This is a genomic window from Kitasatospora sp. NPDC002522, from assembly GCF_053595195.1.
The window spans coordinates 85156-97920 of sequence record NZ_JBSFXE010000032.1 but is presented as its reverse complement, the minus strand read 5'-3'; the positions used below and the strand labels follow the sequence as shown (position 1 = coordinate 97920).

The following is a 12765-nucleotide window of genomic DNA, read 5'->3' as shown; positions in this document are numbered from 1 at the left end:
CTCGACAGTTCCGGGGCGTCGAACTCGGCCGGTATCGGGGCGGGCATCACGCCCGGCAGGGCCAGCAAGCCTGGTGCGGGTCTCGGCCGCGAAACTCCCGGACTCGGCCCGGACACCGCTCCTCCCTCCGCCCCCCGATCACCGCTCGGTCTAAGGTGGTCGGCGAGCCCACGTCCTCGAGGAGAGCTGACCGTCATGACCGCCCCCCGTGTCGTCCTCGGTGTCAGCGGCGGGATCGCCGCGTACAAGGCCTGTGAGCTGCTGCGCCGGTTCACCGAGTCCGGTCACCAGGTGACCGTGGTGCCGACCGCCGCGGCGCTGCACTTCGTCGGCGAGGCGACCTGGGCGGCGCTGTCCGGGCGGCCCGCGGCGACCGAGACCTGGGAGCGGGTGCACGAGGTCCCGCACGTGCGGATCGGGCAGCAGGCCGACCTGGTGGTGGTCGCGCCCGCCACCGCCGACCTGCTGGCCAAGGCCGCCCACGGGCTGGCCGACGACCTGCTCACCAACACCCTGCTGACCGCCCGCTGTCCGGTGGTGTTCGCGCCCGCGATGCACACCGAGATGTGGGAGCACGCCGCCACCCAGGAGAACGTCGCGACCCTGCGGCGGCGCGGCGCGATCGTGATCGAGCCCGCGGTCGGCCGCCTCACCGGCGTCGACACCGGCAAGGGCCGGCTGCCCGACCCGACGGAGATCTTCGCGCTGTGCCGGCGGGTGCTGGCCCGCGGCGGCCTGGAGCAGGACCTGACCGGCCGTCACGTGGTGGTCTCCGCGGGCGGCACCCGGGAGCCGCTCGACCCGGTGCGCTTCCTCGGCAACCGCTCCTCCGGCAAGCAGGGCTACGCGCTGGCCGCGACCGCCGCCGCCCGCGGCGCCCGGGTCACGCTGATCGCCGCCAACGCCGAACTGCCCGACCCGGCCGGGGTGGACGTGGTCCGGGTCGGCACCGCACTGCAGCTGCGGGAGGCCGCGCTGAAGGCCGCCGCCGACGCCGACGTGGTGGTGATGGCCGCCGCGGTCGCCGACTTCCGGCCCGCCGCGTACGCCACCGGCAAGATCAAGAAGGTGGACGGGGTCGAGCCCGCGCCGGTCGCGCTGGTCCGCAACCCCGACGTGCTGGCCGAGCTGGCGGCCGACCGGGCCCGCCCCGGCCAGGTGGTGGTCGGCTTCGCCGCGGAGACCGACGACATCCTCGCCAACGGCCGGGCCAAGCTCGCCCGCAAGGGCTGCGACCTGCTGGTGGTCAACGAGGTGGGCGACGGCAAGGCCTTCGGCCAGGACACCAACGCCGCGGTGCTGCTCGGCGCGGACGGCGCGGAAGTCCACATCCCGGACGGTCCGAAGGAGAACCTGGCCGACGCGATCTGGGACCAGGTGGCCGCCCGGCTCGCCGGAGCCGACCGCTGACCGACGGAAGGCCCGGCGCTGTCCGGGCAGTTGGCTTCTTCCGGATTGCCGATCCCGGCATCACCGCAGGTGTGATCCGCCTCGCCGGGAGAACTGGCCGGGTCAGGGGAGTGCCCGCGATCGGTAGCCGACCGTTACACTCCACTCCAGGAATCAAGTCTTTCCGGATGCCTCGGGACTTCCGAGCGCATTCAGTCAGCAGCCGCTGCAACCCCAGGGAGCGCTGTGTCTCGCCGCCTGTTCACCTCGGAGTCCGTCACCGAGGGACACCCCGACAAGATCGCTGACCAGATCAGCGACACCATCCTGGACGCCCTCCTCAAGGAGGACCCCTCCTCGCGCGTCGCCGTGGAGACCCTGATCACCACCGGCCTGGTGCACATCGCCGGTGAGGTCACCACCAAGGCGTACGTGCCGATCGCGCAGCTGGTCCGGGACAAGATCCTGGAGATCGGCTACGACTCGTCGAAGAAGGGCTTCGACGGGGCGTCCTGCGGTGTCTCGGTGTCGATCGGTTCGCAGTCCCCGGACATCGCGCAGGGCGTCGACACCGCCCACGAGCACCGGGTCGAGGGCGACGTCGACGACGAGCTCGACAAGCAGGGCGCCGGCGACCAGGGCCTGATGTTCGGCTACGCCTGCGACGACACGCCCGAGCTGATGCCGCTGCCGATCACCCTGGCGCACCGGCTCTCCCGCCGCCTGTCCGAGGTCCGCAAGAACGGGACCATCCCGTACCTGCGTCCCGACGGCAAGACCCAGGTCACCATCGAGTACGACGGCGACCGCGCCGTCCGCCTCGACACCGTGGTGGTCTCCTCGCAGCACGCCAGTGACATCGACCTGGAGTCGCTGCTCACCCCCGACATCCGCGAGTTCGTCGTGGAGCCGGAGCTGAAGGCCCTCGCCGACCAGGGCATCAAGCTGGTGACCGAGGGCTACCGCCTGCTGGTCAACCCGACCGGCCGCTTCGAGATCGGCGGCCCGATGGGCGACGCCGGCCTCACCGGCCGCAAGATCATCATCGACACCTACGGCGGCATGGCCCGCCACGGTGGCGGCGCCTTCTCCGGCAAGGACCCGTCCAAGGTCGACCGCTCCGCCGCGTACGCGATGCGGTACGTCGCCAAGAACATCGTCGCCGCGGGCCTGGCCCGGCGCGCGGAGGTGCAGGTCGCGTACGCGATCGGCAAGGCCGAGCCGGTGGGCCTGTTCGTGGAGACCTTCGGCACCGAGACCGTGCCGGTGCTGAAGATCCAGGAAGCCGTCACCAAGGTCTTCGACCTGCGTCCGGCCGCCATCATCCGTGACCTGGACCTGCTGCGGCCGATCTACGCGCAGACCGCCGCGTACGGCCACTTCGGCCGTGAGCTCGCCGACTTCACCTGGGAGCGCACCGACCGCGTCGACGCGCTGAAGGCCGCCGTCTCGGGCTGACACCCGGTCAGGATTCGCCGCCCGTGGGGTTCGCCCCACGGGCGGCTTTCCGTTTGGGCGGGTATGTCCGACGGGTCGGATAGGTTGGGACGGTGAGCAGCGCGGACGGGGCCGGGGAGCAGTTGGCGTTCATCCGGGAGACGGTGCGCCGGGCGAAGCCGCGGGCTGCGCGCGGCGTGGTGCTCGCGGAGCGGCTGCCGGTGGCCCGGGTGCTGGTCGACAAGGGCGTGCTCAGCCTCGACCAGTACTTCGACTACGCGGTGCCGGAGGCGATGTCCGAGGACGCGCAGCCCGGCGTGCGGGTGCGGGTCCGGTTCGGCGGGCGGGTCGGCGCGCACGGCCGCCGCGAGGGCGGCGCGCTGCACGACGGCTTCGTCGTCGAGCGGCGGGACACCTCCGACTACGCCGGTCCGCTCGCGCCGCTGGCCCGGGTGCTCTCGCCGGAGCGGGTGCTGACGCCGCCGCTGCTGCGGCTGTGCCGGGCGGTCGCCGACCGCTACGCCGGGACGCTGGCGGACGTGCTGCAACTGGCGATCCCACCGCGGCACGCCGGCGCCGAGGGCGAGCCGTCACCGCGCCCGCTCCCGCCGCCGGGCGCACCCGCGCCGGGCAGCTGGGAGCGGTACCTGCACGGCGCCGAGTTCACCGGCTCGCTGGCCGGCGGGCACGCGCCGCGCGCGGTGTGGACGGCGCTGCCCGGACCGCAGTGGCCGTTCGAGATCGCCCGGGCGGTGGCGGCGACGCTCTCCTCCGGCCGCGGCGCACTCGTGGTGCTGCCGGACGGGCGGGCGGTCGCCCGGGTGGACGCGGCGCTGCGGGACGTGATGGGCGAGGGCCGGCACGTGGTGCTCGCCGCGGAGGCCGGCCCGCAGGAGCGCTACCGCCGTTGGCTGGCCGTCAGCCGCGGTTCGGTGCACGCCGCGATCGGCACCCGGGCGGCGGTCTTCGCGCCCGTCCGCGACCTCGGCCTGGTGGTGGTCTGGTCGGACGGCGACAGCAGCCACGCCGACCCCAACGCGCCCTACCCGCACGTGCGGGAGGTGGCGCTGCTGCGCGCCGCCGAGGAGAACGCCGCGGTGCTGATCGGCGGTTTCTCGATGACGGTGGAGGCCGCGCAGCTGCTGCGCAGCGGGTGGGCGCGGCCGCTGGCCGCGGCGCGCGCCGTGGTCCGGGAGGCCGCGCCGCGGGTACGGACCGTCACCGAGTTCGACCAGGCGCGGGACGCCGCCGCGCAGGCCGCGCGGCTGCCGTCCGTCGCGTGGGAGACCGCGCGGGAGGCGCTGACCCGCGGGCCGGTGCTGATCCAGGTGCCCCGGCGGGGTTACGCGCCGCGGCTCGCCTGCGACCGGTGCCGGGCGGCGGTGCGGTGCCGGCCGTGCGGGGGGCCGCTGGAGTCGCGCGCCGCGGGCGCGCCGCTGGTGTGCGCGTGGTGCGGCGTGGAGGAGAGCGACTGGCACTGCCTCGAGTGCGGGTCGTTCCGGCTGCGGGCGCAGGTCGTCGGGGCGCGGCGTACCGCGGAGGAGCTGGGCAAGGCGTTTCCACGGGTACCGGTGCGGACGTCCGGGCGGGACGCGGTGCTCGCGGCGGTGCCCGCCGGGCCGGCGCTGGTCATCTCGACGCCCGGCGCGGAGCCGGTGGCGGAGGGGCCCGGGTACGCGGCGGCGCTGCTGCTGGACGGCTGGGCGCTGCTGAACCGGCCGGACCTGCGGGCCGGGGAGGAGGCGGTGCGGCGCTGGCTGTCGGCCGCGTCGCTGGTCCGGCCGGCCGGTGAGGGCGGCGTGGTCGTCGTGGTGGGCGAGCCGTCGGCGCGGGCGGTGCAGGCGCTGGTCCGGTGGGACCCCGCCGGGCACGCGGGGGTCGAGCTGGACGAGCGGGAGGAACTGCGGTTCCCGCCGGTCTCGCGGATGGCCTCGGTGACGGGCACGGCCGGGGCGGTCGCCGATCTGCTGGGGCTGCTCCGACTGCCGGACGGCGCGGACGTGTTGGGGCCGGTGCCGGTGTACGGCGCGGACCGGGGGGAGGGGGTCGAGCGGGCGCTGGTGCGGGTCGCTCCGGGGCAGGGCGCGGCGCTGGCTGCGGCGCTGAAGGCGGCTCAGATCGCGCGGCTGGCGTTGCGGGGGGCGGAGACGGTGCGGATTCGGGTGGATCCGACGGACATCGGGTGACGGGGGCTGCCGCTATCGGGTGATGGGGGCCGCCGCCCTGGGTGGGGGGTGCGTCTCGTTGGGCGGAGCTTGCGGCAGGGGGTGGGTTGCTCGCGCAGTTCCGCCCCCAGCCCCATGGGGGGCTGGGGGTACCCCCAGCCCCCCATGCGGGGCGCGAGGTTTCAGTCGGCGCTATCGGGTGCGTTGGGGCATCAGGGGGCTGGCCTGCCTTGCTTGGGGGATCGGGGGGCGGGGGGTGGTGGCGGGGAGGGGGGTCGGGGTGGGGGGTTCGGTTTCGCGGGGGGCGGGGAGGAGTTCGGCGGCGGGGCGTCGCATGCCGTAGCGGCGGTGGACGGCCTGCTTGGTGACGCCGAGGGCGGAGCCTACGGAGTCCCAGGAGAAGCCGAGGGCGCGGTCGAACTCGACGGCGGCGGCGACCAGGGTTTCGACGCTCTCGCGGAGTTCCTGGGCGAGGCGGACGGTGGGGGCGGGGGCGCGGCCGTAGACGACGAAGCCGGCGGAGGTGCTGGGGCGGCGGGGGCGGTAGACGTTGCCCAGCTGGGCGGTGAGCGTGCGCAGGGCGTCGACCTGGCGGCGGACCCGTTCGATGTCCCGCACCAGCAGGTGCAGGGACGCCCGGGCCCGGGCGTCGTGATTGATCTGCTCGGCCATGGCCTCGTTGCCACCTCTCGATCGGGTCGCTTGCTCCGGGGCACTCGCGCGCTCCGGTCAATTCGCATTGACCAACGCGCGCCGAGCCGCTGGGTCACGCGCGGACGTGACTCGGGATATGCCAGAAGCTGCTCCGAACAGGTGGCGGGGATTGCATAGACTTCCCGGTGATCGACGTTTCCGTCGCGTCCTGGAGAAGTGGGGAGTGCCAGCCGATGGCCGTGCAGCCGATCCGGATCTTCGGTGACCCGGTGTTGCGGGCGACCGCGCAGCCGGTGACCGTCTTCGACAAGGAGCTGCGGCGGTTGGTGAAGGACCTCACCGAGACCATGCTGGAGGCGCCGGGCGCCGGCCTGGCGGCGCCTCAACTGGGCGTCTCGCTGCGGGTGTTCACGTACAACGTGGACGGCGTGGTGGGCCACCTGGTCAACCCGGACCTGACGCTCAGCGAGGAGGAGCAGGACGGTCCGGAGGGCTGCCTGTCGCTGCCGGGGCTGCGGTTCGACACCAAGCGGGCGTACGGCGTGGTGGCGAAGGGCTTCAACATGCACGGGGATCCGGTGACGGTGGAGGGCACCCAGCTGCTGTCGCGGTGCATCCAGCACGAGACGGACCACCTGGACGGGATCATCTTCATCGACCGGCTGGACCGGGAGACCCGGAAGGCGGCGATGAAGGCGATCCGGGAGTCGGACTGGGGCGGGGGTCCGGCGCCGGTGGTGAAGGTCTCACCGCATTCCACCTTCGGTGCGATTCGCTGACGATCTGTCGGACGATCTGCTGTTCTGACCATTCGGACTCCACGAAAGGCCCATGCCCGTGCGTCTCGTCTTCGCCGGCACCCCAGAGGTCGCCGTTCCCGCCCTGGACGCCCTGCTGGCCTCCCGGCACGAGGTGGTCGCCGTGGTGACCCGCCCCGACGCGCCGGCCGGGCGGGGGCGGAAGCTGGTGGCCAGTCCGGTGGCGCAGCGCGCCGAGGAGGCCGGGATCGAGGTGCTGAAGCCGGTCCGGCCGAGCGAGCCGGAGTTCATGGCGCGGCTGGCGGAGATCGCCCCGGACTGCTGCCCGGTGGTGGCGTACGGCGCGCTGATCCGGCCCGGGGCGCTGGAGATCCCGGTGCACGGCTGGGTGAACCTGCACTTCTCGCTGCTGCCCGCGTGGCGCGGGGCGGCGCCGGTGCAGCACGCGCTGCTGGCGGGCGACGAGATGACCGGCGCGTCGACCTTCCGGATCCAGGAGGGGCTGGACGACGGCCCGGTGTACGGGCTGCTGACCGAGCCGGTCAAGCCGTCCGACACCAGCGGCGAGCTGCTGACCCGACTGTCGTACGCGGGCGCCGAGTTGCTGGTGCGCACGATGGACGCGATCGAGGACGGGCAGGCCCGGCCGGAGCCGCAGCCGGTGGACGGGGTGTCGCTGGCGCCGAAGTTGACGGTGGAGGACGCCCGGATCGAGTGGAGCCACCCGGCGCTGCGGGTGGACCGGGTGGTGCGCGGCTGCGCGCCGGCGCCGGGGGCGTGGACGATGTTCCGCGGCGAGCGGCTGAAGGTGACCGGCCCGGTGCGCCTGCTGCCCGCCGAGACGGGGCTGGCGCCGGGCGAGTTGGCGGTGGCGAAGAACAGCGTGCGGGTCGGTACCGGCAGCCACGAGGTGGAGCTGGGCGAGGTCCGGCCGCAGGGCAAGAAGGCGATGGCGGCGGCGGACTGGGCGCGCGGGGCGCGGATCGAGTCCGGGGAGCGTTTCGAGGGCTGAGGGCGCGTTGCGCGCGGGATGCCGGGTTCGGGCGGGTCTCACCCTAGACTTCAGGGTGAGACCCGTTCTCCGTCCGGGTCGGACCTGATCCGCAGCACCTTTGTCTCGAGGCACCCTGTTGAGCACCCCCGCCGGCGCCAAGCGCGCACCCCGTCCGCACCGCCGTCCGAAGAAGGACCCCGCCCGGATCGTCGCCTTCCGGGCGCTGCGGGCCGTCGACGAGCGTGACGCGTACGCCAACCTGATCCTGCCGTCGCTGCTGCGCGAGGCCGAGCGCAAGGGCATGGACCGGCGGGACGCGGCGCTCGCCACCGAGCTGGTGTACGGCACGCTGCGCGGCCAGGGCACGTACGACGCGGTCATCGCGGCCTGCGTGGACCGGCCGCTGCGCGAGGTCGACCCGCCGGTTCTGGACGTGCTCTCGCTCGGCGCGCACCAGTTGCTCGGCACCCGCATCCCCAGCCACGCGGCGGTCTCCGCGACGGTCGAGCTGGCCCGGGTGGTGCTCGGCGACGGCCGGGCGAAGTTCGTCAACGCGGTGCTGCGCAAGATCAGCGCCCAGGACCTGGCCGGCTGGGTCGCCCAGGTGGCCCCGCCGTACGAGGACGACGCCGAGGACCACCTGGCCGTCGTCCACTCGCACCCGCGCTGGGTGGTGTCCTCGTTGTGGGACGCGCTCGGCCGCTGGCAGCCGGACGCCTCCGGGCGGGCGGCGATGGAGCAGCTGCTGGAGGCGGACAACGCCCGCCCCGAGGTCACCCTGGTGGCCCGCCCCGGGCGTTCCTCGGTCGCCGAACTGCGCGAGGCGCTGCCGGAGGCGGAGGACGGCCGCTGGTCGCCGTTCGCGCTGCGGCTCGCCGAGGGCGGCGACCCGGCGGATCTGGAGGCGGTGCGGGAGAACCGGGCCGGCGTTCAGGACGAGGGCAGCCAGCTGGTCGCGCTGGCGCTCGCCAACGCCCCCGTGGACGGCGCCGACCGGCTGTGGCTGGACGGCTGCGCGGGCCCCGGCGGCAAGGCCGCGCTGCTCGGCGCGCTGGCCGCGGAGCGCGGCGCGGCGCTGGTCGCCTCGGAGAAGCAGCCGCACCGGGCCCGGTTGGTGGCCCGCGCCCTGGACGGCAACCCCGGGCCGTACGCGGTGATCGCCGCCGACGGGACGCGCGGCGCGTGGCAGCAGGGCGTGTTCGACCGGGTGCTGGTGGACGTGCCGTGCTCGGGCCTCGGCGCGCTGCGCCGCCGGCCCGAGGCGCGGTGGCGTCGCCGTCCCGAGGACATCGCCGGATTCGGGCCGCTGCAGCGGGAGTTGCTGCGCTCGGCGCTGGACGCGGTGCGGGTCGGCGGTGTGGTCGGCTACGCCACCTGTTCCCCGCACCTGGCGGAGACCCGGGCGGTCGTCGACGACGTGCTGCGCAAGGACTCCGGTGTGGAGTGGGTGGACGCCCGCCCGCTGCTGCCCGGCGTCCCGGACCTGGGCGACGGCCCGGACGTGCAGCTGTGGCCGCACCTGCACGGCACCGACGCGATGTACCTGGCGCTGCTGCGGCGCACGGCCTGACGGTGCGTCGGCCTCCCGGGGGGGGGCTCGGGGGTTCTCGGGCTGGGGCGTGGCCCGAGGGACACGAAAGACGCGCCCTACGGGCCGATCAGGGCGGTGAGCAGGCGTTGCAGGCCGCGCTCGAACACCGCGTCGGGGTCGGCCGGTTCGGTGCCCTCGGCGAGGGCGGCGGCCAGGTGGGGGTGGTCGCCGCCGGCGGTGACGGTGTGCAGGTAGCGGACCAGGTCGGCCAGCCAGCGGGCGCCGGCCTGCGCTGAGCGCTGCTGCCAGTCGGTGAACTGACAGACGTAGCCGTTGAGTTGGGAGAACGCCTCCATCTTCGCGGGCCCGGGCAGGGCGGTGCTGGCGAGGGCGGCGAGGTAGAACTCCGTCACCTGCAGGCCGTTCGGACCGAGGCCGGGGCGGCGGGCGATCAGCTCGGTCGCCCACGGGTGGCGGCCCAGGAGGGCGCGCAGCTGGTGGGCGATCAGCGTCAGGTCGGTGCGCCAGTCGCCGCCGGGCGCGGCGGGTAGGTCGTACTCGCCGGCGAGTTGATCGACCATCAGGTCGAAGAGGTGTTCCTTCTTCGGCAGGTAGTTGTACAGGGACATGGTCCCGGCGCCCAGTTCGGCGGCCACCCGCCGCATGGTGACGGCGTCCAGCCCCTCCGCGTCGGCGACGGCGACCGCGGCGCGCGCGATCGACGCCCGGCTGTGCGCCGGCCGGGGGCCGCGGCCGGAGTACTCGGGGCGCAGCCAGATCAGCTCGGGTTCGTCCGCGGACGGCATTGCTTGATCACCTCGCCGCCCAGTCTAGGCGGGCCGTCCGTTTCCGCTGCGGCCGGTCGGTGCGGGGTCCTGTCGCGCGTCACACCTTTTCTCCGTACGGCGTACCCAGTAGTCTGAGGTGACTACGTACGCTGTACCCAGAAAGGGCCTGCCATGAGCGACCCGGCGATTGCCGTGCGGGGACTGAGCAAGCGGTTCGGTGCCACCGTGGCGTTGGACGGACTCGAACTGACCGTTCCCGAAGGGGCCGTGTGCGGGCTGCTCGGGCCGAACGGGGCCGGGAAGACCACGGTGGTGCGGGTGCTCGCGACCCTGGTGCGGCCGGACCGGGGGAGCGCGCTGGTTGCCGGGCGCGACGTGGTGCGGGAGGCGGCGGCGGTGCGCGGGATGATCGGGCTGGCCGGGCAGTACGCGGCGGTCGAGGAGGGCATCACCGGCCGGGAGAACCTCGAACTGCTCGGCCGGCTGCACCACTTGGGCGCGGCGAAGGCCCGGGCCCGGGCGGACGAGCTGCTGTCGGCGTTCGGGCTGGCGGAGGCCGCCGACCGGCTGGTGCGCGGCTACTCAGGCGGGATGCGGCGCCGGCTCGACCTGGTGGCCAGCCTGCTCACCCGGCCGCGGGTGCTGTTCCTGGACGAGCCGACCACCGGACTCGACCCGCGCAGCCGCCGCGAGATCTGGTCCGCCGTACGGGAGTTGGCGCGCGAGGGCACCACGGTGCTGCTCACCACCCAGTACCTGGACGAGGCCGACCGGCTGGCCGACCGGATCACCGTGCTGGACCGCGGCGCCGCCGTCGCCGCCGGCACCCCCGCCGAACTCAAGGCCGCCATCGGCACCTTGGTGGAGGTCACGCTCGCCGAGGACACCGACCCGGCCCGGGCCCGCGCCGTGCTGGCCGTGCTGACCGGCGGACACCCCGTCGCCGGGCCCGAGCCGTCCCGCCTCAGCGTGGTCTCCGACCCGGTCCGGCCGCTCGCCCTGCCGCAACTGGTACGGGAGTTGGACGCCGCCGGGGTGGTGGCCCGGGACATCGCGCTGCGCACCCCGTCGCTGGACGACGTCTTCCTGGCGCTGACCGGCGCGGGCGCGACGCCCGCCGGGGGCGCCGACCCGACCGCGCCCGGAACGGGCACCGAGCCGACCCTGGAGAGTGCCGCATGAGCGCGCTGACCATGCCCGTGGACGCCGCCGCCTCGGCCCGGCGGATCCTGCTGATCTACCGTCACTCGCCCGGCCTGCTGGCCGCCTCGCTGCTGGTGCCGCTGGCGATGGTCGGGGTCTTCGGCTACGTGTTCGGCAGTGCGATCTCGGTGCCCGGCGGGGCGTACCGGGAGTTCCTGATGCCCGGCCTGTTCGCCCTGGTCGCGCTGAACGGTCTGATGCCCGCCATGGTCGGCGCGGCCCGGGACGCCGGACGGGGCGTCACCGACCGGCTGCGCTCGATGTCGGTCTCGCGGCTCGGGCTGCTCACCGGCCAGACGCTGGCGGACCTGCTGGTGGCCGCCGTGGTGCTGGTGCCCACCGCGCTGATCGGCTGGGCGGCCGGCTGGCGGATCCGCGAGGGGCTCGGCCCGGCGCTCGGCGCGTTCGGGCTGCTGCTGCTCTTCCGGTTCGCCTGCACCTGGGTCGGCAGCGCCCTCGGTCTGCTGGTCGGCAAGGAGGAGACAGCGGGTCAACTCGGCGTCCTCACCATCCCGTTCGCGATGCTCACCAGCGCCTTCGTGCCCACCGGCGGGATGCCCGGCTGGCTCGCCGCGATCGCCGAGTGGAACCCGGTCAGCGCGGTGGTCGAGGCCTGCCGTCAGCTCTTCGGCAACCCCTCGGCGCCGGGCGGCACCTGGCCCGCGCAGCACCCCCTGGCGGCGGCGCTCGCCTGGTGCGCGCTGCTGCTGGCGGTGTTCGTCCCGCTGGCGGTGCGCAGCTACGCCCGCGCGGGGCGGTAGCGGCCTGGGTCGGCGGCCCCGCGAGGGGTGCCGGACCGGCGAGGGGTACTGGACAAGCGGGCCGGTGCGGCAGAGGGTGGGGAGTCATGGAGTACACCCACCTCGGCCGTACCGGCCTGTCCGTCTCCCGCCTGTGCCTGGGCACCATGAACTTCGGCGTGCACACCGAAGAGGCCGACGCGCACCGGATCATGGACGCCGCCCACGAGCAGGGCATCAACTTCTTCGACACCGCCAACGTGTACGGCTGGGGCGAGAACAAGGGCCTCACCGAGTCTATCATCGGCAACTGGTTCGCCAAGGGCGGCGGCCGCCGCGAGAAGACCGTGCTGGCCACCAAGCTCTACGGCGACATGGGCCAGTGGCCCAACGAGGGCAAGCTCTCCGCGCTCAACATCCGCCGCGCCGTCGACGCCAGCCTGCGCCGCCTGCAGACCGACCACATCGACCTCTACCAGATGCACCACGTCGACCGGGACACGCCCTGGGACGAGATCTGGCAGGCGATGGAGGTGCTCACCCTCCAGGGGAAGATCATCTACGTCGGTTCCTCCAACTTCGCGGGCTGGCACCTCGCGCAGGCCCAGGAGACCGCGCGGGCCCGCAACTTCCTCGGCCTGACCAGCGAGCAGTCGCTCTACAACCTGATCGAACGCAGCGTCGAACTCGAGGTCGTCCCCGCGGCCCGGCACTACGGCCTCGGCCTGATCCCGTGGTCCCCGCTGCACGGCGGGCTGCTCGGCGGCGTGCTGCGCAAGGAGCGCGAGGGGGTGCGCCGCGCCCAGGGCCGGGCGCAGGAGACCCTGGCGGAGCACCGCGACCAGCTCCAGGCGTACGAGGACCTGTGCGAGGAACTCGGACAGGAGCCCGGCGACGTCGCGCTGGCCTGGCTGCTGAGCCGCCCGGCCGTCACCGCGCCGATCGTCGGCCCCCGTACGCTCGACCAACTCTCGGCCGCCGTCCGGTCGTTGGACGTCGAGCTGGACCAGAAGACGCTGGACCGGCTGGACGAGATCTTCCCCGGCCGCCGCACCGCGCCGGAGGACTACGCCTGGTGAGGTGACGGTGCCCGGCCCCCGCGGACG

Annotated in this window: 11 protein-coding genes; 9 read left to right on the top strand and 2 right to left on the bottom strand. The window is 74.4% G+C overall.

The genetic code is table 11. The features are described 5' to 3' along the window. Nucleotides 1-195: 195 nt before the first annotated feature. The 3 genes from coaBC (at nucleotide 196) to ACWD4U_RS25255 (ending at nucleotide 5012) form a co-directional block, all read left to right on the top strand. The gene (gene coaBC, locus ACWD4U_RS25265; RefSeq protein ID WP_363456820.1) at nucleotides 196-1410 is read left to right on the top strand and encodes a bifunctional phosphopantothenoylcysteine decarboxylase/phosphopantothenate--cysteine ligase CoaBC; all 1215 of its coding nucleotides are present in this window, start codon (nucleotides 196-198) and stop codon (nucleotides 1408-1410) included. 225 nt (nucleotides 1411-1635) lie between these two features. After that, a complete protein-coding gene (metK, locus tag ACWD4U_RS25260; RefSeq protein WP_363456823.1) occupies nucleotides 1636-2847 on the top strand; it encodes a methionine adenosyltransferase in 1212 nt (403 codons plus the stop codon). Between the two features lie 92 nt (nucleotides 2848-2939). After that, the gene (locus ACWD4U_RS25255) at nucleotides 2940-5012 is read left to right on the top strand and encodes a primosomal protein N' (RefSeq protein WP_363456826.1); all 2073 of its coding nucleotides are present in this window, start codon (nucleotides 2940-2942) and stop codon (nucleotides 5010-5012) included. Between the two features lie 171 nt (nucleotides 5013-5183). Here ACWD4U_RS25255 and ACWD4U_RS25250 read toward each other — a convergent pair whose 3' ends face one another. Beyond that, a complete protein-coding gene (locus ACWD4U_RS25250; protein ID WP_363456829.1) occupies nucleotides 5184-5663 on the bottom strand; it encodes a hypothetical protein in 480 nt (159 codons plus the stop codon). A 215-nt stretch (nucleotides 5664-5878) separates the two neighbouring features. On the opposite strand from ACWD4U_RS25250, the gene def reads away from it, so the two are divergent. The 3 genes from def (at nucleotide 5879) to ACWD4U_RS25235 (ending at nucleotide 8967) form a co-directional block, all read left to right on the top strand. Next, a complete protein-coding gene (gene def, locus ACWD4U_RS25245; protein ID WP_363456831.1) occupies nucleotides 5879-6424 on the top strand; it encodes a peptide deformylase in 546 nt (181 codons plus the stop codon). Between the two features lie 58 nt (nucleotides 6425-6482). Further along, nucleotides 6483-7415, top strand: coding sequence for a methionyl-tRNA formyltransferase (gene fmt, locus ACWD4U_RS25240; protein WP_363457005.1), 933 nt, complete (start codon nucleotides 6483-6485; stop codon nucleotides 7413-7415). A 118-nt stretch (nucleotides 7416-7533) separates the two neighbouring features. Then, nucleotides 7534-8967, top strand: coding sequence for an RsmB/NOP family class I SAM-dependent RNA methyltransferase (locus tag ACWD4U_RS25235; protein WP_363456834.1), 1434 nt, complete (start codon nucleotides 7534-7536; stop codon nucleotides 8965-8967). Between the two features lie 77 nt (nucleotides 8968-9044). Here ACWD4U_RS25235 and ACWD4U_RS25230 read toward each other — a convergent pair whose 3' ends face one another. Next, the gene (locus ACWD4U_RS25230) at nucleotides 9045-9734 is read right to left on the bottom strand and encodes a TetR/AcrR family transcriptional regulator (protein WP_363456837.1); all 690 of its coding nucleotides are present in this window, start codon (nucleotides 9732-9734) and stop codon (nucleotides 9045-9047) included. A 153-nt stretch (nucleotides 9735-9887) separates the two neighbouring features. Here ACWD4U_RS25230 and ACWD4U_RS25225 point away from each other — a divergent pair, with 153 nt between their 5' ends. From ACWD4U_RS25225 to ACWD4U_RS25215, 3 genes are all read left to right on the top strand, one after another. Beyond that, a complete protein-coding gene (locus ACWD4U_RS25225; RefSeq protein WP_363456840.1) occupies nucleotides 9888-10898 on the top strand; it encodes an ATP-binding cassette domain-containing protein in 1011 nt (336 codons plus the stop codon). Next, a complete protein-coding gene (locus ACWD4U_RS25220) occupies nucleotides 10895-11680 on the top strand; it encodes an ABC transporter permease (RefSeq protein WP_363456843.1) in 786 nt (261 codons plus the stop codon). Before ACWD4U_RS25225 ends, ACWD4U_RS25220 begins: the two co-directional genes overlap by 4 nt. 86 nt (nucleotides 11681-11766) lie before the next feature. Further along, on the top strand, nucleotides 11767-12738 hold the full coding sequence (locus tag ACWD4U_RS25215; RefSeq protein WP_363456846.1) for an aldo/keto reductase: 972 nt from the start codon (nucleotides 11767-11769) through the stop codon (nucleotides 12736-12738). The last annotated feature ends 27 nt before the right edge of the window (nucleotides 12739-12765 follow it).